Consider the following 19,790-nt stretch of genomic DNA (forward strand, 5'->3'; position numbering starts at 1 on the left):
TTTGCGAAGACTCGACATGACAGTTCTTTCCCGCTTCCTGACCCATGCCCTGCCGGTGCCGCTGGCCTGTGCGCTGCTGCTGGCCGGCTGCGCCGTCGGCCCCGACTACCAGCGCCCCGACGCGCCGGTCTCCGCATCCTTCAAGGAGGCCGATGCCGCCACCCCCGACTGGACCGGCGACTGGAAGCCCGCCGAGCCGCAGGATGCGCTGGCGCGCGCCGACTGGTGGACCGTGTTCGGCGATGCGCAGCTCGACGCGCTGATGTCCGAGGTGCAGATCTCGAACCAGAACATCAAGGCCGCCGAGGCGCAGTACCGCCAGGCAGTGGCGTCGCTGCAGGCCGCACGCGCCGGCTTCTTCCCGACCGTTGACGCACAGGCCGGCGCCTCGCGCGCGCGCGGCGCCAGCGGCAGCACGCTCAACGGGCAGAGCGCGACCCTGGGCGCAACCTGGGAAATCGACGTCTGGGGCCGCGTGCGGCGCCAGGTGGAAAGCAGCGAGGCCAGCGCGCAGGCCAGCCAGGCCGACCTGGCCTCGATGCTGCTGTCGACGCAGGCAACGCTGGCGCAGAGCTACTTCCTGCTGCGCGTGGCCGATGCGCAGAAGGCCCTGCTGGACCGCACCGTAGCCGATTACCAGAAGTCGCTGCAGCTGGTGCAGAACCAGTATGCGGCGGGCACCGCGCAGCGCTCGGACGTGCTGCAGTCCGAGACCCAGCTCAAGAGCGCGCAGGCGCAGCAGATCGACATCCAGATCACGCGCGCACAGCTGGAGCACGCCATCGCGGTGCTGGTGGGCAAGCCGCCCGCGGCGCTGACGCTGGCCGCCGACGACTTCCGCGCCGCGCCGCCGCGCGTGCCGGCCGCGGTGCCGTCGCAACTGCTGGAACGCCGCCCCGACATCGGCGCGGCCGAGCGCCGCATGGCCTCGGCCAATGCGCAGATCGGCGTGGCGCAGGCGGCCTACTACCCGACCCTGTCGCTGTCGGCCAGCGGCGGCCTGACCGCCAGCACGCTGGCGCGCTGGATGTCGCTGCCGGACCGGATCTGGTCGATCGGCGGCGGCCTGGCCGGCACGCTGTTCGACGGCGGCCTGCGCAGCGCGGCCAAGGCGCAGGCGGTGGCCGCCTACGACCAGACCGTGGCCAACTACCGCCAGACCGTGCTGGGCGCGTTCCAGGAAGTCGAGGACAACCTCGCCGCGCAGCGGCTGCTGGAACAGGAAGCGGTGGTGCAGAACGACGCACTGCGCTCGGCGCGCGAGGCGCTGGCGCTGGTGAACAACCGCTACCGCGCCGGCACCGCTGGCCTGCTCGACGTGCTGACGGCGCAGACCAGCGCCTACACCGCCGAGCGCACCGCGCTGTCGATCGCCGGCCGTCAGTACACGGCGGCGGTGGTGCTGATCAAGGCGCTGGGCGGCGGCTGGCATGCGCCCGGTGCGGAGGCTGCGCCGGCACAGGCCGGTACGAACCAGGCCGTCAGCCAGCGCTAGCCGCAGGCGCGCGCGGCAGCGGCTGTTGGCAGATGCGCTCGCGCAGCCAGGTGGCGGCCTTGCCCAGCGGCCGCTGCTTGTGCCAGACCAGTTCCATCGCCACCGGCCAGTCCTGCTGCTGGAATGCCAGCGGCGGCGTCACCAGCCGCGCCGCCGCCGGCGAATTGGCCACCACGTGCCACGGCACGAAGGCCCAGCCCAGCCCGCGCTTGACCAGTTCCACGATCACCCACTGGCTTTCCACCCACCACACGTCGGCGGCCACGCGCAGGCGCATCTTCTCTTCGCTGTCTGAGCGGGTGGCGACCATCAGCTGGCGATAGCGCTTCAGTTCCTCCCAGTCCACGCGCTGGCCGGCCAGCGGATGCTCGGGCGCGCACAGGATCTGCATCGGCACCCAGCCCAGCGCATGGAAGCCCAGCGCCGGCGGCAGCACCTCCTGCCGCCACATGATGCCGAGGTCGGCGCCGCCCTCCAGGACCAGCCGGCTGACGTCCTCCATCAGCGGAAACAGCAGCTCAAGCTCCACCGCCGGGAAGCGGCTGGAGAACTCTTCCAGCAGCATGCCCAGCGTCTCTTCCGGATAGAGCTCATCCACCGCCAGCACCAGCCGCGTCTCCACGCCCTCGCCCAGACTCTTGGCCACGCCGCGGAAGTGCTCGCAGCGCTCCAGGATCACACGCGCCTCGGCCAGCAGCCGCTCGCCCGCGGGGGTCAGCACCGGGTAACGGGCGGAGCGGTCGAACAGCGCGTTGCCGGCGTCGATTTCCAGGTTGGACACCGCCGCGCTGACCACCGACTGCGCCTTGCCCAGCCGGCGCGCGGCGGCCGAGAACGAGCCGGTGTCAGCTGCGGCGACGAATGCCTGCAACTGCTCGATGGAGAGGCTCATAAAGTACTTTCCTTGTTCATCTATCTATTTTGCAGATAGTATCCAACTTGGCAATCCCTGCCCAGCAGATAGACTAGCTCCCATCGCGTTTGACACGCAAGGAGGAACAACGATGCGCAAGACCTGGGACCGGATTCGCCACGCCATCGGCTTCGAGGTGGTCGGCCTGCTGATTTTCGCGCCGCTGGCCAGCTGGGCCTTCGGCTATGAACTGCACGAGATGGGCCTAATCGGCATCGTCGCCTCGCTGATCGCCACCGGCTGGAACTACCTGTACAACGTGCTGTTCGACAAGGGCATGCTGCGTTTCACCGGCCAGCTGCGCAAGTCGGTGCCGGTGCGCGTGCTGCACGCCGTGCTGTTCGAACTGGGCCTGCTGGTGGTGTTCCTGCCGTTGGTGGCCTGGTACCTGGACATCAGCCTGGTCGACGCGCTCATCATGGACATCGCCGTGGCCGTCTTTTACATGGTCTACGCGCTGGTGTACAACTGGCTCTACGACACTGTCTTCCCGGTGCCGTCGCTGAAAGCACAGCCCAAGCCGGAAGGCGCCGCACTTAGCTAAGCGCGGTTTTTCCTGACCCCGGAGGCGTCACTCCGGGGTCTTCCCCGTCTTGCCGCATCCGGTCGAATTGTTATACTCCATAACAAATCCAATTCGACCGGAGGCAGCGCGCCCGCGCTTGCGTACCGGCGCATCCTGCACGCGGGGGAGACACCATGAAGATCGCAATCGCCGGTGGCGGCATCGGCGGACTGACGCTGGCGCTGCTATGCCACCGCCACGGCATCGAGGCCGAGGTCTGGGAGGCCAGCGAAACGCTGCGCCCGCTGGGCGTGGGCATCAACCTGCTGCCGCACGCCGTGCGCATCCTGTCCGAGCTGGGACTGCGCGACGCGCTCGCGGATGTCGCCATCGAGACCTCGTCGCTGTCCTACTACAACAAGCGCGGCCAGCGCATCTGGCATGAGCCGCGCGGGCTGGCGGCCGGTTATGACTGGCCGCAGTTCTCGATCCATCGCGGCGAATTCCAGATGCTGCTGCACCGTACCGTGGTGGAGCGCCTCGGCGCCGGCGCCGTGCATACCGGCCATAGCTTCGAGACCGTGCTGGACACCGGCGCGGGCGGACAGGCGCGCTTTGGCCTGCGCCGCCGCAGCGACAATGCCGAGGTCGAGGCCAGCGCCGATGTGCTGGTCGGCGCCGACGGCATCCACTCGGCGGTGCGCCGCCATTTCTACCCCACCGGCGACGTGCCGCGTTTTTCGCGCCGCCTGCTGTGGCGCGCGGTCACCGAGGCGCCGCCCTACCTGGACGGCCGCTCGATGTTCATGGCCGGGCACCAGGACCAGAAGTTCGTGGCCTATCCGATCTCGGAACCGCTGCGCCGCCAGGGCCGCTCGCTGGTCAACTGGATCGCCGAGCTGCGCGTGCCCGACAGCGTGCCCGACACCCCGCCGCGCAGCGACTGGAACAAGCAGGTCGACAAATCCGTGTTCTGCGCCGCGTTTGCCGACTGGCGGTGGGACTGGATCGACATCCCCGCGCTGATCGACGGTGCCGGGGCGATCTACGAATTCCCGATGGTCGACAAGGACCCGCTGCCGCGCTGGACCTTCGACCGCATCACGCTGCTGGGCGACGCCGCGCACCCGATGTACCCGATCGGCTCGAACGGCAGCGCCCAGGCCATCCTGGACGCGCGCTACCTGCTCGACAGCCTGCTCGGCACGCCCGACACCGGCTACGCGCTGCGCGAATACGAGGCCGAGCGCCTGCCACGCACCGCCGGCATCGTGCTGCGCAACCGCATGAACGGGCCCGAGCAGGTGATGCAGCTGGCCGAGGAACGCGCGCCGCAGGGCTTTGCCGACATCGACCAGGTGATCCCGCGCGCGGAACTGGAGGCGATCTCGCTGCGGTACAAGCAACTGGCGGGATTCGACCGGCAGTCGATGCAGGGCACGCGGTAGGATCCGGCAGGTTTGACAATGCAGAACAAGACCATCGAGAGAGGAGACACCATGGCGCCCCTGACCACCACCAAGCTGGCCCGCCTCGCACTGGCCGCGGCCCTCGCCTTCAGCGCCGGCAGTGCGCTGGCCGACATCACCGTCGGCGTCAGCCTGTCCACCACCGGCCCGTCGGCGTCGCTGGGCATCCCGCAGAAGAACTCGCTGGCCTACCTGCCGCAGAAGATCGGCGGCGAGGCGGTACGCTACATCGTGCTGGACGATGCCTCGGACCCCACCCAGGGCGCCAAGGTGGCGCGCCGCTTTGTCTCCGAGGACAAGGTCGACATCATCCTGGGCTCGTCCGCGGTGGCGCCGTCGATCGCCATTGCCGAGGTGGCCGATGAGGCCCAGACCGTGCAGCTGGCGTTCTCGCCGATCGAACTCAAGCCCGGGCGCGGTGCCTGGACCTTCCGGCTGGCGCAGCCGGTGCGGCTGATGGCCAATGCCGTGGCCGCCACCGCCAAGACCAACGGCGTCAAGACCATCGGCTTTATCGGCTTTGCCGATGCCTACGGCGAGACCTGGCTGAAGGACTTCACCGCCGCCGCCAGCGCCAACGGCATCCGCCTGATCGCCACCGAGCGCTACGGCCGCGCCGATACCAGCGTGACCGCGCAGGCCATCAAGCTGATCGCCGCCAAACCCGATGCCATCCTGATCGCCGGCGCCGGCACCGGCGCCGCGCTGCCGCACACCACGCTGCGCGAGCGCGGCTACGGCGGCACCATCTACCACACCCATGGCGCGGCCACCAAGGACCTGATCCGCATCGGCGGGCGCATGGTCAATGGCGCGATCCTGCCGGCCGGGCCGGTGATCGTGCCGGAGCAGTTGCCCGCGGGCGACCCGGTGCGCAAGCCGGGGCTGGACTACGTCACCCGCTATGAGAAGCAATACGGGGCCGACAGCCGCACGCAGTTCGGCGCCCATGCCTACGACGCCGGGCTGGTGCTTGAGCGCATCGTGCCGGTGGCGCTCAGGCACGCCAAGCCGGGGACGCCGGCATTCCGCCAGGCGCTGCGGCAGGCACTGGAGACCGAGCGCGACATCGTGGTCTCGCACGGCGTGCTGAATTACAGTGGGCAAGACCACTATGGCTTCGACCAGCGCGGGCGGGTTATGCTGACCATCGACAATGGCAACTGGAAACTGCTGAAATGAATCCCGAAGCATCCGGCACACCGCCCGCCGCACCCCCGCGCCCGCGCAGCACCACCGCCGCGTCCGCGCGGCGCAAGGCGCGCGACCCGCTCGCGCCGGATCCGGCCGCAAGCGCCGGTGCCGATGCCGGTTTCGACCCGCATGTGCCGAATATCGACTATGGCGTGCTCGACAACCTGATCGGCTACGCCATCCGCCGCGCGCAGATCCGCATCTATGAAGACTTTGTGCTGTCGCTGGCGCAATGGCAGATCACGCCGCCGCGCTTTTCGGCGCTGATCATCATCTCGCGCAACCCGCACCTGAAGCTGACCGAGCTGGCGCAGATCCTCGGCATCGCGCGCTCGGGGGCGGTGCTGCTGGTCGACGCGCTGGAAGAGATGAACCTGGTGGCGCGCCGCCCGGCAGCCGGCGATCGCCGCGCCTACAGCCTGGTGCTGACGGCAGCCGGCCGCCGCACGCTGGAAGCCGCCACGCAGGCGGTGGTGGCGCACGACGCGCACGTCGGCTCGGCGCTGAGCGAGGCCGAGCAGGCCACGCTGAAGTCGCTGCTGGCACGGCTGGCGCCGCCGCGCGCCGGCTGAGGGCAGCCGGCAAGACTGTCACCCGCCTGCCAGTGGCCATGCGTTAACATGGCCGCCATGCCAAGAACAATCGCCGCGCCTACTGCATCGCGACCCGGCGCCCTGCTGCGCCGCCTGTCGCCACTGCTCTCGCCCATCCTTGCCGCCGTGCTGCTGGCCGGCGGTCCCGCGCTCACCCCGGCGCAAGCCAAAGCGCCCGTCAAGACGGTCAAGGCGGCAAAAGCGGCCAAGGCCGCCACCGCCGCAAAAACCGCTGCCGATCCCGCACTGGTGAGCGCCGGCGTGCCGGCCCCGGTGGCCGCGGCGCTGCGCCGAGCCGGCGTACCGGCGTCCGCCGCCAGCTTCTACGTGGTCAGGCTGGGCGCGAGCACCGCCCGCGCCAGCTGGAATGCGCAGCAGCCGATGAACCCGGCCTCGACCATGAAGCTGGTCACCACCTTTGCCGGGCTGCAGTTGCTGGGCCCCGACTACCGCTGGCAGACCTCGCTCTACGCCGACGCCCAGCCCGGCTTCGACGGCACCGTCAACGGCAACGTCTACCTGCGCGGCCACGGCGATCCCAAGCTGGTGCCCGAGGAAATGGCCAAGCTGGTGGCGAAGGCGCGCGCCGGGGGCGCCACCGGCATCAACGGCGACCTGGTGCTGGACCGCAGCTACTTTGCCGATGGCCTGGACGGCAACGGCACCATCGACGGCGAGGTGCAGCGCGCCTACAACGTCGGCCCGGATGCGCTGCTCTATGCGTTCAAGACACTGTCGTTCACGCTGACGCCGGACCCGGCCAGCCAGACCGTGGCAGTCAGCGTCACGCCCGAGCTGGCGCAGCTCAAGCTGGACAACCGGCTCACGCTGACCAACGGCCGCTGCGGCGACTGGCAGTCGAGCGCCAGCCCGAGCGTGCTGCCGCAGGCGGACGGCACCGTGCTGGCGTCGTTCTCGGGCGACTATGCCAGCGACTGCGGCGAGCACGTGCTCAATATCGCCACGCTGTCGCATGCGGAGTTCACCTGGGGCGGCTTCGTCGCCGAATGGCAGCGCGCCGGCGGACGCTTTGCCCACATGCCCGGGCTGCGCAGCGGCAAGGTGCCGCGCGGCGCGGTGCTGCTGGCGCGCCACTACGGCCTGCCGCTCGCGGATATCGTGCGCGACATCAACAAGTTCTCGAACAACGTGATGGCGCGGCAGCTGTTCCTGACCATCGGCGCCGAAATGGACCGCGGCGGCCCGGCCAGCACCGGGCGCTCGATCCGCGTGGTGCAGCGCTGGCTGGCACGCCAGGGGCTGGACATGCCCGGCCTGGTGCTGGACAACGGCTCGGGGCTGTCGCGCGAGGAACGCATCAGCGCCTATGACATGGCGCGCCTGCTGCAGCAGGCCGCGGCCAGCAGCGTGGGGCCGGTGCTGATCGATTCACTGCCGGTGCTGGGCGTCGACGGCACGCTGCGCAACCGCCTGACGCGCGCCAACGCGGCCGGCAACGGCTACCTGAAGACCGGCACGCTGGCCGACGTGCGCGCGCTGGCCGGCTTTGTGGATGCTGCCGAGGGTGGCCGCTACGTGGTGGTCAGCATGATCAACCACCCCAACGCCGCGCAGGCGCAGGAAGCGCACGACGCCCTGCTGCAATGGGTGTACCGCGGCGCACCCTGAGTCCGCGCCGGGCAGGCTGCGGCGCGGCGCCGTGGCCTGGCGCCAACGCCGCGGCCGCATTTTGTTAAGCGGACACTTACCAGCGTCCGATCCGCCCCTATAATGCCAGGGTGCCGGCCGCGTCCTGCGGCGGCAGCCTTCCGGGCCGGCCCTCGGCCCCGGGCCTGCATTGCCCCCTCGCCCTCTGACATGACTTCCCGACAACCCCCGGTGTGGTTGCGCCTCTGGCATCGCTTCGCACCGGCCGAACGCGCCGGCTTTATCGACGGCGCGCGCTACTTTGCCCCGTCCCTGCCCGCGGTCTTCTCCTGGGGCCTGGTGACCGGCGTGGCGATGAGCAAATCCGTAATGACCGTGCCCGAAGCCATCGGCATGTCGCTGCTGGTCTATGCCGGCTCGGCGCAGCTGGCGGTGCTGCCGCTGTTCGCCGCGGGCCTGCCGCTGTGGACCATCTGGCTGACCGCGGCCGTGGTCAACCTGCGCTTCGTGATCTTCAGCGCCGGCATGCAGCCGCACTTCAGCTACATGCCGCTATGGCGGCGCACCATCCTGGGCTCGTTCAACGGCGACCTGCACTTCGTCTACTTCCTGCAGAAGTACAGCACGCCCGGCTACGAGCCTGGCAAGGAAGGCTACTTCTGGGGCATGGCGCTGACCAACTTCTGCGTGTGGCAGCTGTCGTCGATCATCGGCATCGTGCTGGCCAGCCTGTTCCCCGACAGCTGGGGCCTGGGGCTGGCGGGCACCATGGCGCTGATCCCGGTGATGATCGCCACCATCAACTCGCGCTCCACGTTGCTGGCCGTGGTGGTGTCGGCGGTGCTGGCGCTGCTTTGCTTCGACTTGCCGTACCGCCTCAGCCTGGTGGTGGCAGTGGTGGGCGCGATTGCCGCCGGCATGGCCAGCGACGACCTGGCCGCGCGCGCGGCGCTGCGCGGCATCCGCCGGCGCAAGCCCAAGGCCCCCGAGGTCACCAACGCCGCCGCGCCGGAAACGCCGCCGGGAGACCGCGCATGAGCCATCTTGAAATCTGGATTGCCATCCTTGGCATGGCGGTCGTCACCATCGTCACGCGCGCGCTGTTCCTGATGGCCGGCGAGCATGTCACCGTGCCCGACCGCATCGCGCGGGCGCTGCGCTATGCGCCGGCCGCGGCACTGGCGGCGATCATCCTGCCGGACCTGATGACCTGGCAGGGGCATTTCACGGTGGCGTTCTCCAACGACAAGCTGATGGCCGGGATTGCGGCCACGTTGTTCTACCTGCTGACGCGGAAGATGGTGGGGATGATCATGGTGGGGATGGCGGTGTATACGGCGTTGAGGTTGCTGGGGTGAGGGCCGGCGCGTCGACGAAGTAAGGCCAGCGGCGAGCCACCGCCCGCCTCATCCTCCAAACGCCGCCGCCGCCCTCTCCAGCCGATCCCGCACCCCGGCCCAATCCTGCCCTTCAGGCAACACCTCGAACATCAGCTGCGTATAGCCCTGCTTGTCGAGCTTGCGCAGCAAGCGGTAAAGCTCGCGCGCATAGGCCGCCGCGTCCGCAGGCGCCTGCACCCAGGTACAACGCTGGTCCACCAGCGGCGCCCGGCCGACCCACGCCACGCGGGCATCGTCCGGCAGCGAGGCTAGCTGCGCCGATGCTGCTTGCGCATCGGCCAGCAGCAGCGGTGTGTGCGGCGCGTAGTGGGCCTTGAGCGTGCCTGAAGCCCGCGGCGCGGCCGCATCGGGCGGCAGCGGGGCCGCGCCCAATACCTGCGCCATCATCGCCGCGGTGATCGCCCCCGGCCGCAGCAGCACCGGGCCGATGCCCTGGTCCAGCCGCGACAGGTCGACGATGGTCGATTCGATACCGACCTCCACGCCATCGCCTTCCAGCACATAGACCGCATCGCCGAACTCGTCGCGCACATGCTGCGCGGTGGTCGGGCTGACCTGGCCGAACTTGTTGGCCGACGGCGCGGCAATGCCGCCGCGGCCGCGCTTGAAGCGGGCCAGCAGCGCCTGCGCCACGGGGTGCGAGGGGCAACGCACGCCAATGCTGTCCTGGCCGCCGGCGACGGCCGGATGGATATGCGCGGCGCGCTTCAGGATCAGCGTCAGCGGGCCGGGCCAGAAGGCGTCGATCAGCTGCTGCGCGGCCTCGGGGACCTCGTCGGTCCAGTAGCCGATATCGGCGCCGTCCACCACGTGGACGATCACCGGATGGTTCGACGGCCGGCCCTTGAGCGCGAAGATGCGGGCGACCGCCTCGGGATTCTCGGCGTCCGCACCGAGCCCGTAGACGGTTTCGGTGGGAAAGGCGACCAGTTGCCCGGCCTCGAGCAGGCGGACGGCTTCGTCCAGTTCAGCGGCCGTGGGCATGCGCGGCGACATCGTGTTCCTTGGAGCTATGGCTTCAGAGCGGGATATGCAGCGCCTGCGCGGCGGCGGCAAAGGCGGCGTCGGCCGCTTCGGCATGCTCGCCCACGCAGTTGACGTGGCCCATCTTGCGCGACGGGCGCGCATCGCCCTTGCCGTACAGGTGCAGCTTGGCGCCGGGTTGCGCCACCACCTCGTCCCAGGACGGCGTGCGCTCCAGGCCGAACTCGAACCACACGTCGCCCAGCAGGTTCAGCATCTTGCCAGCCGAGTGCTGGCGCGTGCTGCCCAGCGGCAGCCGCGCCATGGCGCGCACCTGCTGTTCGAACTGGCTGGTCTCGCACGCATCCATGGTGATATGGCCGGAGTTGTGCGGGCGCGGCGCCATCTCGTTGGCGACCAGCGAGCCGTCGGTCAGCACGAAGAACTCGATGCACAGCACGCCGACGTAGCCCATCTCCGTAGCGATGGCAGCCGCTGCAGCACGCGCGCGGTCGGCAATGTCAGGCGACACGCTGGTCGACGGCATCACCGTCGAGAACAGGATGCCGTCGCGGTGCACGTTCTCGGCCAGCGGCCAGGTGGCGGTGGAGCCGTCCGCGGCACGCGCGGCCAGCACCGAGACCTCATAGGCCAGCGGCAGCATCTGCTCCAGCACGCACGGCACGTGCTGCATGGCATTCCAGGCGGCGCGCACGTCGTCGCGCGTCTTCACGCGCGCCTGGCCCTTGCCGTCGTAGCCCATGCGCGCGGTCTTGAGGATGCCGGGCAGCACGTGGTCGGGCAACTGGTCGACATCGGCATCGTGCTGGATCACCCAGTGCGGGGCCGGCGACACGCCGGTGCGCTCGGCGCACGCGGCAAAGAACTTCTTCTCGCCGATGCGGTTCTGCGCGATCGACACGCAGTAGCCGCGCGGCGCGACAAAGGCGCCCAGCTGCTCGAGCCGGTCCAGCGACAGCGACGGCACGTTCTCGAACTCGGTGCTTACCGCCTGGCACAGCTTGCCCATTTCGGCCAGCGCGGCCTCGTCGGTGTATTGCGCACAGATATGCTTGTCCGCCACCGAGCCGGCCGGGCTGTCCTGGTCCGGATCGAGCACGCATACGCGATAGCCCATCGCCTGCGCCGCATGCGTGAACATGCGGCCGAGCTGGCCGCCACCCAGCATGCCGAGCCACGCACCGGGCAGGATGGGCGCGTCGGGACGGTCGACGCCGAACTCGGCGCGCGATTCCGGCGTGTGGGCTTCGGAGAGGTAGGGATGGATATCGGTAGGCATTGCTAGGTTCCGTGGGATGTCCGGATGATTACAGCGGCAGCGTCATCGCGCGCGCGGCTTCGGTCTGCTTCGCGCGGAACGCTTCCAGCGCGCCGGCCAGCGCCTCGTCGGTGGTGGCCAGCGTGGCGATCGCGTGCAGCGCGGCATTGGCGGCACCGGCCTCGCCGATGGCAAAGGTGGCCACCGGCACGCCCTTGGGCATCTGCACGATCGACAGCAGCGAATCCTCGCCACGCAGGTACTTGGACGGCACCGGCACGCCGAACACCGGCACGATGGTCTTGGCGGCGATCATGCCGGGCAGGTGCGCGGCCCCGCCGGCCCCGGCGATGATGGCGCGGATGCCGCGGCTGCGCGCGCTCTCGGCATAGCGGAACATGTCGTCCGCCATGCGGTGCGCCGACACCACCTGGGCTTCGAACGGCACGCCGAAATCCTTCAGCATGGCCACTGCGTGCTGCATCACGTCCCAGTCGGAACTGCTGCCCATCACCACGCCGACCAGCGGCTTGTCTTGCTTGCTCACGTTTGATCCTTCCTTGTTTGCGCCCCTCTCCCGCTTGCGGGAGAGGGGCGGGGGTGAGGGCCGGCGCCTCTTGACGCGTGGCGCCTTGCTGAACCACCCCTCACCCTGCCCTCTCCCCATGAGGGGAGAGGGGAACACATTTTGGTTACTGCAGTTCTTCGCCCGTCAGGCGCGTCAGCGCTTCACGGTACTTGGCGGCGGTCTTTTCGATCACCTCGTCCGGCAGTTGCGGCGCCGGCGCGGTCTTGGGCCAGGGCTTGCCGTCGATGCGCACGGCTTCCAGCCAGTCGCGCACGAACTGCTTGTCGAACGACGGCGGGTTGGTGCCCACCTGGTAGGAATCGGCCGGCCAGAAGCGCGACGAATCGGCGGTCAGGACCTCGTCCATCAGCGTCAGCACGCCATTGTCGTCCAGGCCGAACTCGAACTTGGTATCGGCGATGATGATGCCGCGCGTGGCCGCAAACTCGGCCGCTTCCTTGTACAGGCGGATCGAGATCTCGCGCATCTGGCGCGCCAGCGCGATGCCGATGCGGGCCTCGACTTCGGCGAACGAGATGTTCTCGTCGTGCTCGCCCATCTCGGCCTTGGCGGCCGGGGTGAAGATCGGCTCGGGCAGCTTCTGCGCGTTCTGCAGGCCGGCGGGCAGCTCGATCCCGCACACCTTGCCGGTGGCCTGGTAGTCCTTCCAGCCGCTGCCGGCGAGATAGCCGCGCACCACGGCTTCGACCAGGATCGGCCGCAGGCGCTTGACCACTACGGCGCGGCCCTTGACCTGCTCCACTTCCTCCGGCGCGACCACGGTCTCGGGCGCGATGCCGGTCTCGTGGTTCGGCACGATGTGCGCGAGCTTGCGGAACCAGAAGTTCGCCATCTGGTTCAGCACGCGGCCCTTGTCGGGAATCGGCTCGCCCATGATGACGTCGAACGCCGACAGGCGGTCGGTGGTGACGATCAGCAGCTTGTCATTGCCGACGGCATAGTTGTCGCGCACTTTGCCGTGGCCCAGCAGCGGCAGCGAGTTGATGGAGGACTGGTAGAGAGCGTTGGACATGATGGTTCCGATAAAACGGCGAAGCCGCCGGGCGCTGGATGCGTGCCGCGGCGGCCGGAACTGCAATCCGCCTTCCCCTTGCGCGGAAGGCGGACTAGGGACATTTACTGCACGACCTGCGACAGCGTGCCCGCCTTGTACTGCTGCGCGATGTCGGTCAGGCCGATCGGCTTGATCTTGCCGGCCTGGCCTTCGCAGCCGAAGGCGATGTAGCGCGCCTTGCACACCTGCTTGGCGGCTTCGCGAGCCGGCTTCAGGTATTCGCGCGGGTCGAACTTGCTCGGGTTCTCGGCGAAGAAGCGGCGGATCGCGCCGGTCATGGCCAGGCGGATGTCGGTGTCGATGTTGATCTTGCGCACGCCGTACTTGATCGCTTCCTGGATTTCCTCGACCGGCACGCCGTAGGTTTCCTTCATGTCGCCGCCGAACTTGCGGATCTCTTCCAGCAGCTCTTGCGGAACCGACGACGAGCCGTGCATCACCAGGTGGGTGTTGGGGATGCGGGCGTGGATTTCCTTGATGCGGCTGATCGCCAGGATGTCGCCGGTGGGCTTGCGCGTGAACTTGTAAGCGCCGTGCGAGGTGCCGATGGCGATGGCCAGGGCATCCAGCTGGGTGGCCTTGACGAAGTCGGCGGCCTGCTCCGGATCGGTCAGCAGCATGGAGTGGTCCAGCACGCCGACGGCGCCGATGCCGTCTTCTTCGCCGGCTTCACCGGTTTCCAGCGAGCCCAGGCAGCCCAGTTCGCCTTCCACGGTCACGCCGACGGCGTGGGCCAGCTGCACCACCTTGCGGGTGACGTCGATGTTGTACTCGTACTCGGCCGGGGTCTTGCCGTCTTCGCGCAGCGAGCCGTCCATCATCACCGACGAGAAGCCCAGGTCGATCGCGCCCTGGCAGATCGCCGGCGACTGGCCGTGGTCCTGGTGCATCACCACCGGAATGTGGGGATAAGCCTCTACCGCGGCTTCGATCAGGTGGCGCAGGAAATGCTCACCGGCGTATTTGCGCGCGCCGGCCGAGGCTTGCATGATCACCGGGGCGTTGACCTCGTCGGCAGCCTGCATGATGGCCTGCACTTGCTCGAGGTTGTTGACGTTGAAGGCCGGCAGGCCGTAGCTGTTCTCGGCCGCGTGGTCCAGCAGCTGGCGCATCGATACGAGTGGCATGTCTAACTCCTAATAAAAAATGGGGTGTCTTCCGCGTATTCTTCTAATCGGCGCTTACGCAGTGCATCGACTTACGTGGCGCTGCCCGTGCCTGCCGGCTCCGTCAGCCTTGCGCATTCCGCGCTGGCGCTCCGTCCGGCATGGCACGCATTGCTTCATCTCACTTTCAGCTGCCCACCCTGACGATCTTCAGGGTGTTGGTGCCGCCCGGCTGGCCCATCGGCTCGCCGATGGTCAGCACGATGAAATCGCCGCGCTGCACCACGCCCTGCGCCAGCAGCAGTTCTTCTGCCTGCTCCAGCGCGGTGTCGCGGTCGGCGCTGGACTGCAGCGGCAGCGGCACCACGTTGCGGTACAGCTGCATCTTGCGCTGCGAGGCCAGGTTGGGCGTCATCGCATAGATCGGCACATGGATGCGGTGACGGCTCATCCACAATGCGGTGGCGCCGGAATCGGTCAGCGCGGCAATCGCCTTCACCTGCAAATGATAGGCCGTGAACAGCGCACCCATCGCCACCGACTGGTCGATGCGCGAAAAGGTCTGGTTCAGGAAATCGGTGTCGAGCTGCACCACCTCGGACTTCTCGGCTTCGATGCAGACCGCGGCCATGGCCTCGACCGTCTCCACGGGGTAGCGGCCGGCGGCGGTTTCGGCCGACAGCATCACCGCGTCGGTGCCGTCCAGCACGGCGTTGGCCACGTCCGAGACCTCGGCGCGCGTGGGCACCGGGTTGACGATCATGCTCTCCATCATCTGGGTGGCGGTGATGGTCAGCTTGTTGGCCTCGCGCGCCAGCTTGATCATGCGCTTCTGCAGCGCCGGCACGGCGGCATTGCCGACTTCCACGGCCAGGTCGCCGCGCGCCACCATGATGCCGTCGGACGCCTGCAGGATCTCTTCCAGCACGCCCGGGCGGATCGCCTCGGCGCGCTCGATCTTGGCGATCATGCGGGCCTTGTGGCCGTGCGGCTGGCCGGCCACCGCGGTCAGCTGGCGCGCCATTTCCATGTCGGTGGCGTTCTTGGGGAAGCTGACCGCGACGTAGTCGGCGCCCAGGGCCATGGCGGTCTTGATGTCGTCCATGTCCTTGGCGGTCAGCGCCGGCGCCGACAGCCCGCCGCCCTGGCGGTTGATGCCCTTGTTGTTGGACAGCTCGCCGCCCACGCGCACGGTGGTGAAGATCTCGCTGCCGAACACACGGTCCACCACCAGCACGATCAGGCCGTCGTTGAGCAGCAGCAGGTCGCCCGGGCCGACGTCGCGCGGCAGGTCCTGGTAGTCCAGGCCGGCGCGCTGCTCGTTGCCTAGCTGGCAGCTCGAATCCAGGATGAACGGGTCGCCCGCCTTGAGCGTGATCTTGCCGTGCTCGAACTTGCCGACGCGGATCTTGGGGCCCTGCAGGTCGGCCATGATGGCGACCTCGCGCCCGCATGCCTGCGCGGCTTCGCGCACCAGGCGGGCGCGGTCGAGATGGTCCTGGGCGGTGCCGTGCGAAAAATTCAGCCGCACCACGTCGACCCCCGCCGCGATCATGCGGGTCAGGATTTCCAGCGAGCTGGAGGCGGGGCCGATGGTGGCGACGATCTTGGTGGAACGAGTCATGCGCGGAATTCCTGGTTCAGGGCCCCGGCAACACCGCCGGGCCCGGCGGATGCGTCAGCCTGCGGCGCGCTGCTCCAGCACTTCGAATGCGGGCAGCTTCTTGCCTTCCAGGAATTCCAGGAACGCCCCGCCGCCGGTGGAGATATAGCCCACGCGGTCGGCGATGCCGTACTTGGCAATGGCCGCCAGCGTGTCGCCGCCGCCGGCGATCGAGAACGCCTTCGATTCGGCGATGGCCTGGGCCAGCACCTTGGTGCCGTTGCCGAACTGGTCGAACTCGAACACGCCCACCGGGCCGTTCCAGACGATGGTGCCGGCGGCCTTGAGCTGCTCGGCCAGCATCGCGGCGGTCTTGGGGCCGATGTCCAGGATCATGTCGTCGTCGGCCACGTCCTTGACGTCCTTGACGGTGGCCGCGGCGGTGGCGCTGAATTCCTTGGCGCACACCACGTCGACCGGGATCGGCACCGAGGCTCCACGCTTGGCCATGATGTCGATGATGGTTTTGGCGTCGCCGACCAGGTCGGCTTCGGCCAGCGACTTGCCGATCTTCAGGCCGGCGGCCAGCATGAAGGTATTGGCAATGCCGCCGCCAACGATCAGGTTGTCGACCTTGTCGGCCAGCGACTTCAGGATGGTCAGCTTGGTCGAGACCTTGGAGCCGGCCACGATCGCCACCAGCGGGCGCGCCGGCTGGCCCAGCGCCTTGCCCAGCGCGTCGATCTCTGCGGCCAGCAGCGGGCCGGCGCAGGCGATCGGCGCGTACTTGGCGATGCCATGCGTGGTGGCTTCGGCACGGTGGGCGGTGCCGAAGGCATCGTTCACGTAGACGTCACACAGCTTGGCCATCTTCTGGGCCAGTTCGTCGCTGTTCTTCTTTTCGCCCTTGTTCACGCGGCAGTTTTCCAGCAGCACCACCTGGCCCGGCGCCACCTCGACGCCGTCGACCCAGTTCTGCACCAGCTTGACCGGCTTGCCCAGCAACTCGGACAGGCGCGTGGCGATCGGCGCCAGCGAGTCCTCGGGCTTGAACTCGCCCTCGGTCGGGCGGCCCAGGTGGGAGGTGACCATCACCGCGGCGCCGCCAGCCAGGCAGGCCTCGATCGCCGGCACCGAGGCGCGGATGCGGGTGTCCTCGGTGATGTTGCCGGCGTCATCCTGCGGCACGTTCAGGTCGGCGCGGATAAACACCCGCTTGCCGGAGATTTTGCCTTGGGAAATCAGGTCGGAAAGACGCAGGACAGAGGTCATGGCGATGGATGGCGCGAGATTTCGCTGGAATTCGGGGAAACGGGCATTTTACCTGATCGTGGTCAACGCTTTGCCGATTCCGGACCGTTACGCACATGTGATATGCCTCTTGCAGCACATTATGCGCAATCCCGCACAAGCCAGGTGGCGCCCCTCCCCACGAAAGAAGGGGCAGCTCCGTGCCCCTCTTGACCCCCGAGTGCGGTAATGTATGCAACGTCTGCTACAACAGACACGCAAAAGCGCCAGAGCCGGTCTTGAAACGGCCATGACAACAGGCGGCCAAAATAACAAGCAGCCAAAAAGAAAGCAGCCGGTGTGCGATCAGACGCACCGCCGGCGCCGCGCATTTCCTTGTCGCGAATGCAGGGGGTGAGTCAGATGAAAGAAGCCGACATGCACGGAGCAATCCGTGGCTTGTACGAGGGCATTCTCGATCCCGGTGCCTGGCAGCAGAGCCTGCGCACCCTGACGGATCTGGCGGGCACGGCACACGCCTCGATGATGGTCTGGGACACTGTCCGCGACCAGGTCACCGTCAATGAGATCGTCAATCCGGTGGTGGAACTGTTTTCCGAGTACGAATCGGACTACCAGGCCATCGATCCGGCCAAGCAGTTCGCGCCGCGCCTGCGGCCGGGCGACTGGTATATCGACGCGCGCGAACTGGGTGAAGGCACCATGGCCCGCCATCCGTTCTACCGCGACTTCTTCCACCGCTACGACCTGCGCTCCTACGTGGCCTGCCTGGTCGAGCGCCAGCCCCACTACGAAGTCTATTTCTCGATGCAGCGCGCGCGCACGCAGCCGCTGTTCTCGCCCGACGACACCCGCGGCATGGACTGGATCATCCCGCATATGCGCAGCGCCATGGCCATGCGCGACCGCACGCTGGGGCTGACGGTGCTGGCGCGGCTGTCGACGCAGCTGGTGGAGCGGCTCAATTTTGCCCTGCTGGTGTTCTCGCCGCAGCGCCAGGTGCTGCTGAGCAACCGCGCCGGCGAGCGCTGGGCGCGGCGCCTGGACCCGGCCGGCAAGGTGTCGGACTGGACCCTGTCGCGCCCGTTCGCCGACATGGTCCAGGCCGCCTGCGACCCGCAGCGCGCGGTCGCCGCGCAGGCCGCCCGCGCCACCGACGGCAACGGCGCCTGCGCGCAGGTGATCGTGCTGCCGCTGCCGCCCTCGCACGCGTTTGCCGCGCAATGGCAGGAACCGGCGGCGCTGGTGATCGTGCATGAGCAGGACAGCGCGCCGCTGTTGCTGGCGCCGGTGCTGCGCGACCTGTACGGACTGACCCCGGCGGAGACCCGGCTGACCACCCAGCTGGCCACCGGACAGGGCCTGCCCGAAGCCAGCCAGCAGCTGAACATCCGCCACGAAACCGCGCGCACCCAGCTCAAGGCCATATTCCACAAGACCGGCTGCAACAGCCAGGCCCAGCTGACGCATCTGCTCTCGCGCCTGGGCGCGGCGCTGGACCAGGCCTGAACACCACGCGCCCGGCAGCGGGCCGGCGCCGCGCCCGCGGCCCGCCCGTTGCCCCGCGAAGAAAGTGCTAAAAATAAAAGAAGTAAAAAGAAGGGAAGCCATGAGCGACACACAGATGCACGACACCATTCGCGCGCTGTACGAGGGGATCTTCGATGCCGATGCCTGGCAGCGCAGCCTGGGCGCGCTGTGCCAGGTCAGCGGCAGCACGCATGCCCATCTGCTGGTGCTCGACACCGTCAACGAGCGCGTGCTGGTGAACCAGGAGGTCAACCCCATGCCGGAGGCGGTGGCCGCCTACAGCGAACAGTACGTAGCCATCGACCCGGCCCTGCCGTTCGCCAGGCGCATGTCGGTGGGCAACTGGTATATCGATTCACGCGAGCTGGGCGCGCAGGCGATGCGCAAGTCGCCCTTCTACGGCGAGTTCCTGCGGCAATTCGAACAGTCATCGGTGATGGCCTGCCTGATCGAGCGCCAGCCACACTACGACGTGTTCCTGTCGCTGCAGCGCCCGCAGGGCCACGACCACTATTCGCCCGAAGACGCGCGCGCGCTCGACTGGGCCATCCCGCACGTGCGCCATGCGATGGCGCTGCGCGACCGCACCCACCAGGTGTCGGCACTGGCGCATGCGTCGGCGCAACTGATGGAGCGGCTGCCGTTCGGCGTGATCGTGTTCCGCGAGGACGGCAAGCCGCTGATGGCCAACAGCATTGGCGAGACCTGGGTGCGCCGGCTGCTGCCGGCGGTGTCGGTCGAAACCCGCGCCGTGGCGCCGCCCGCCATAGCCGTGCGCGAGGAAGCCGACTGGCAGCTGTCGCGCTCGTTTGCCGAGGCGCTGCGGGCGGCATGCAACCCCGCCAACCCGCAGCCGGCGCAGGCGCTGCGCGCGGCTGACAGCGCCGGCCGCCAGGCCCAGGTCGTCCTGCTGCCGCTGCCGCCGGCGCACCATCTGGCGATGGACTGGCAGCGCCCCAGCGTGCTGGTGGCGATCCACGAGCCCGGCACCGCGCCGATGACGCTGCCAGCCGTTTTGCGCGACCTCTACGGCCTCACGCCGGCCGAAACCCGGCTGGCCTTGCAGCTGTCATCGGGCATCGGCCTGCCCGAGGCGTGCGAGCTGATCGGCATCCGGCGCGAGACCGGACGCACCCAACTCAAGGCAATCTTCACCAAGACCGGGACGGGCACGCAGGCGCAACTGGCGCACCTGCTCACGCGGCTGGGGGTACGGACCTGACCGAGGCCAGCGCGCG

General features: G+C 68.5%; 18 protein-coding genes. 10 read left to right on the top strand and 8 right to left on the bottom strand.

Annotated features, from left to right (window positions below):
• Nucleotides 1–16 precede the first annotated feature (16 nt).
• Nucleotides 17–1,495 carry an efflux transporter outer membrane subunit gene (locus AC3WVS_RS04810; protein ID WP_492317623.1) on the top strand — a complete coding sequence of 493 codons (1,479 nt, stop codon included), beginning with the start codon at nt 17–19 and terminating at the stop codon, nt 1,493–1,495.
• Here the strand turns inward: AC3WVS_RS04810 and AC3WVS_RS04815 are convergent.
• Nucleotides 1,482–2,387 carry a LysR family transcriptional regulator gene (locus tag AC3WVS_RS04815; RefSeq protein WP_010812185.1) on the bottom strand — a complete coding sequence of 302 codons (906 nt, stop codon included), beginning with the start codon at nt 2,385–2,387 and terminating at the stop codon, nt 1,482–1,484. The genes AC3WVS_RS04810 and AC3WVS_RS04815 overlap by 14 nt on opposite strands.
• Before the next feature lie 112 nt (nt 2,388–2,499).
• On the opposite strand from AC3WVS_RS04815, the gene AC3WVS_RS04820 reads away from it, so the two are divergent.
• From AC3WVS_RS04820 to AC3WVS_RS04850, 7 genes are all read left to right on the top strand, one after another.
• Nucleotides 2,500–2,952 (top strand): PACE efflux transporter, encoded by a 453-nt coding sequence (locus AC3WVS_RS04820; RefSeq protein ID WP_035817661.1) that lies wholly within the window; start codon nt 2,500–2,502, stop codon nt 2,950–2,952.
• Between the two features lie 155 nt (nt 2,953–3,107).
• Nucleotides 3,108–4,361, top strand: coding sequence for a flavin-dependent oxidoreductase (locus AC3WVS_RS04825; RefSeq protein ID WP_492317624.1), 1,254 nt, complete (start codon nt 3,108–3,110; stop codon nt 4,359–4,361).
• Nucleotides 4,362–4,412: 51 nt separating this feature from the next.
• Nucleotides 4,413–5,564, top strand: a complete 1,152-nt coding sequence (locus AC3WVS_RS04830; RefSeq protein WP_436220902.1) for an ABC transporter substrate-binding protein — start codon at nt 4,413–4,415, stop codon at nt 5,562–5,564.
• A complete protein-coding gene (locus AC3WVS_RS04835; RefSeq protein WP_492317625.1) occupies nt 5,561–6,148 on the top strand; it encodes a MarR family winged helix-turn-helix transcriptional regulator in 588 nt (195 codons plus the stop codon). Before AC3WVS_RS04830 ends, AC3WVS_RS04835 begins: the two co-directional genes overlap by 4 nt.
• 48 nt (nt 6,149–6,196) lie before the next feature.
• Nucleotides 6,197–7,798, top strand: coding sequence for a D-alanyl-D-alanine carboxypeptidase/D-alanyl-D-alanine endopeptidase (gene dacB, locus AC3WVS_RS04840; RefSeq protein ID WP_492317626.1), 1,602 nt, complete (start codon nt 6,197–6,199; stop codon nt 7,796–7,798).
• A 189-nt stretch (nt 7,799–7,987) separates the two neighbouring features.
• Nucleotides 7,988–8,815 (top strand): AzlC family ABC transporter permease, encoded by an 828-nt coding sequence (locus tag AC3WVS_RS04845; protein ID WP_492317627.1) that lies wholly within the window; start codon nt 7,988–7,990, stop codon nt 8,813–8,815.
• On the top strand, nt 8,812–9,135 hold the full coding sequence (locus AC3WVS_RS04850; RefSeq protein ID WP_492317628.1) for an AzlD domain-containing protein: 324 nt from the start codon (nt 8,812–8,814) through the stop codon (nt 9,133–9,135). The genes AC3WVS_RS04845 and AC3WVS_RS04850 overlap by 4 nt, the downstream gene beginning before the upstream one ends.
• A 48-nt stretch (nt 9,136–9,183) precedes the next feature.
• Here AC3WVS_RS04850 and AC3WVS_RS04855 read toward each other — a convergent pair whose 3' ends face one another.
• From AC3WVS_RS04855 to AC3WVS_RS04885, 7 genes are all read right to left on the bottom strand, one after another.
• Nucleotides 9,184–10,173, bottom strand: a complete 990-nt coding sequence (locus AC3WVS_RS04855) for an L-threonylcarbamoyladenylate synthase (RefSeq protein ID WP_010812193.1) — start codon at nt 10,171–10,173, stop codon at nt 9,184–9,186.
• A gap of 22 nt (nt 10,174–10,195) precedes the next feature.
• Nucleotides 10,196–11,440 (bottom strand): 5-(carboxyamino)imidazole ribonucleotide synthase, encoded by a 1,245-nt coding sequence (locus AC3WVS_RS04860; protein WP_492317629.1) that lies wholly within the window; start codon nt 11,438–11,440, stop codon nt 10,196–10,198.
• Between the two features lie 28 nt (nt 11,441–11,468).
• The gene (purE, locus tag AC3WVS_RS04865; RefSeq protein ID WP_010812195.1) at nt 11,469–11,966 is read right to left on the bottom strand and encodes a 5-(carboxyamino)imidazole ribonucleotide mutase; all 498 of its coding nucleotides are present in this window, start codon (nt 11,964–11,966) and stop codon (nt 11,469–11,471) included.
• A gap of 145 nt (nt 11,967–12,111) precedes the next feature.
• Nucleotides 12,112–13,020, bottom strand: coding sequence for a phosphoribosylaminoimidazolesuccinocarboxamide synthase (locus AC3WVS_RS04870; RefSeq protein WP_492317630.1), 909 nt, complete (start codon nt 13,018–13,020; stop codon nt 12,112–12,114).
• 104 nt (nt 13,021–13,124) lie between these two features.
• Nucleotides 13,125–14,189 (bottom strand): class II fructose-bisphosphate aldolase, encoded by a 1,065-nt coding sequence (gene fba, locus AC3WVS_RS04875; RefSeq protein WP_492317631.1) that lies wholly within the window; start codon nt 14,187–14,189, stop codon nt 13,125–13,127.
• Nucleotides 14,190–14,355: 166 nt separating this feature from the next.
• Nucleotides 14,356–15,792 carry a pyruvate kinase gene (pyk, locus tag AC3WVS_RS04880; protein WP_492317632.1) on the bottom strand — a complete coding sequence of 479 codons (1,437 nt, stop codon included), beginning with the start codon at nt 15,790–15,792 and terminating at the stop codon, nt 14,356–14,358.
• Between the two features lie 54 nt (nt 15,793–15,846).
• Nucleotides 15,847–17,043: a phosphoglycerate kinase gene (locus tag AC3WVS_RS04885; RefSeq protein ID WP_492317633.1), complete on the bottom strand. Its 1,197-nt coding sequence runs from the start codon at nt 17,041–17,043 to the stop codon at nt 15,847–15,849.
• A 381-nt stretch (nt 17,044–17,424) separates the two neighbouring features.
• Between AC3WVS_RS04885 and AC3WVS_RS04890 the strand changes: the two genes are divergently transcribed.
• Together AC3WVS_RS04890 and AC3WVS_RS04895 are read left to right on the top strand one after the other, a co-directional pair.
• Entirely contained in the window at nt 17,425–18,531 is a 1,107-nt protein-coding gene (locus AC3WVS_RS04890; RefSeq protein ID WP_492317634.1) for a helix-turn-helix transcriptional regulator, read from the top strand.
• 100 nt (nt 18,532–18,631) lie between these two features.
• Nucleotides 18,632–19,774, top strand: a complete 1,143-nt coding sequence (locus AC3WVS_RS04895; protein ID WP_492317635.1) for a helix-turn-helix transcriptional regulator — start codon at nt 18,632–18,634, stop codon at nt 19,772–19,774.
• Nucleotides 19,775–19,790: the final 16 nt, after the last annotated feature.

This window comes from Cupriavidus sp. CPT47-8839-RL05A, assembly GCF_058792255.1.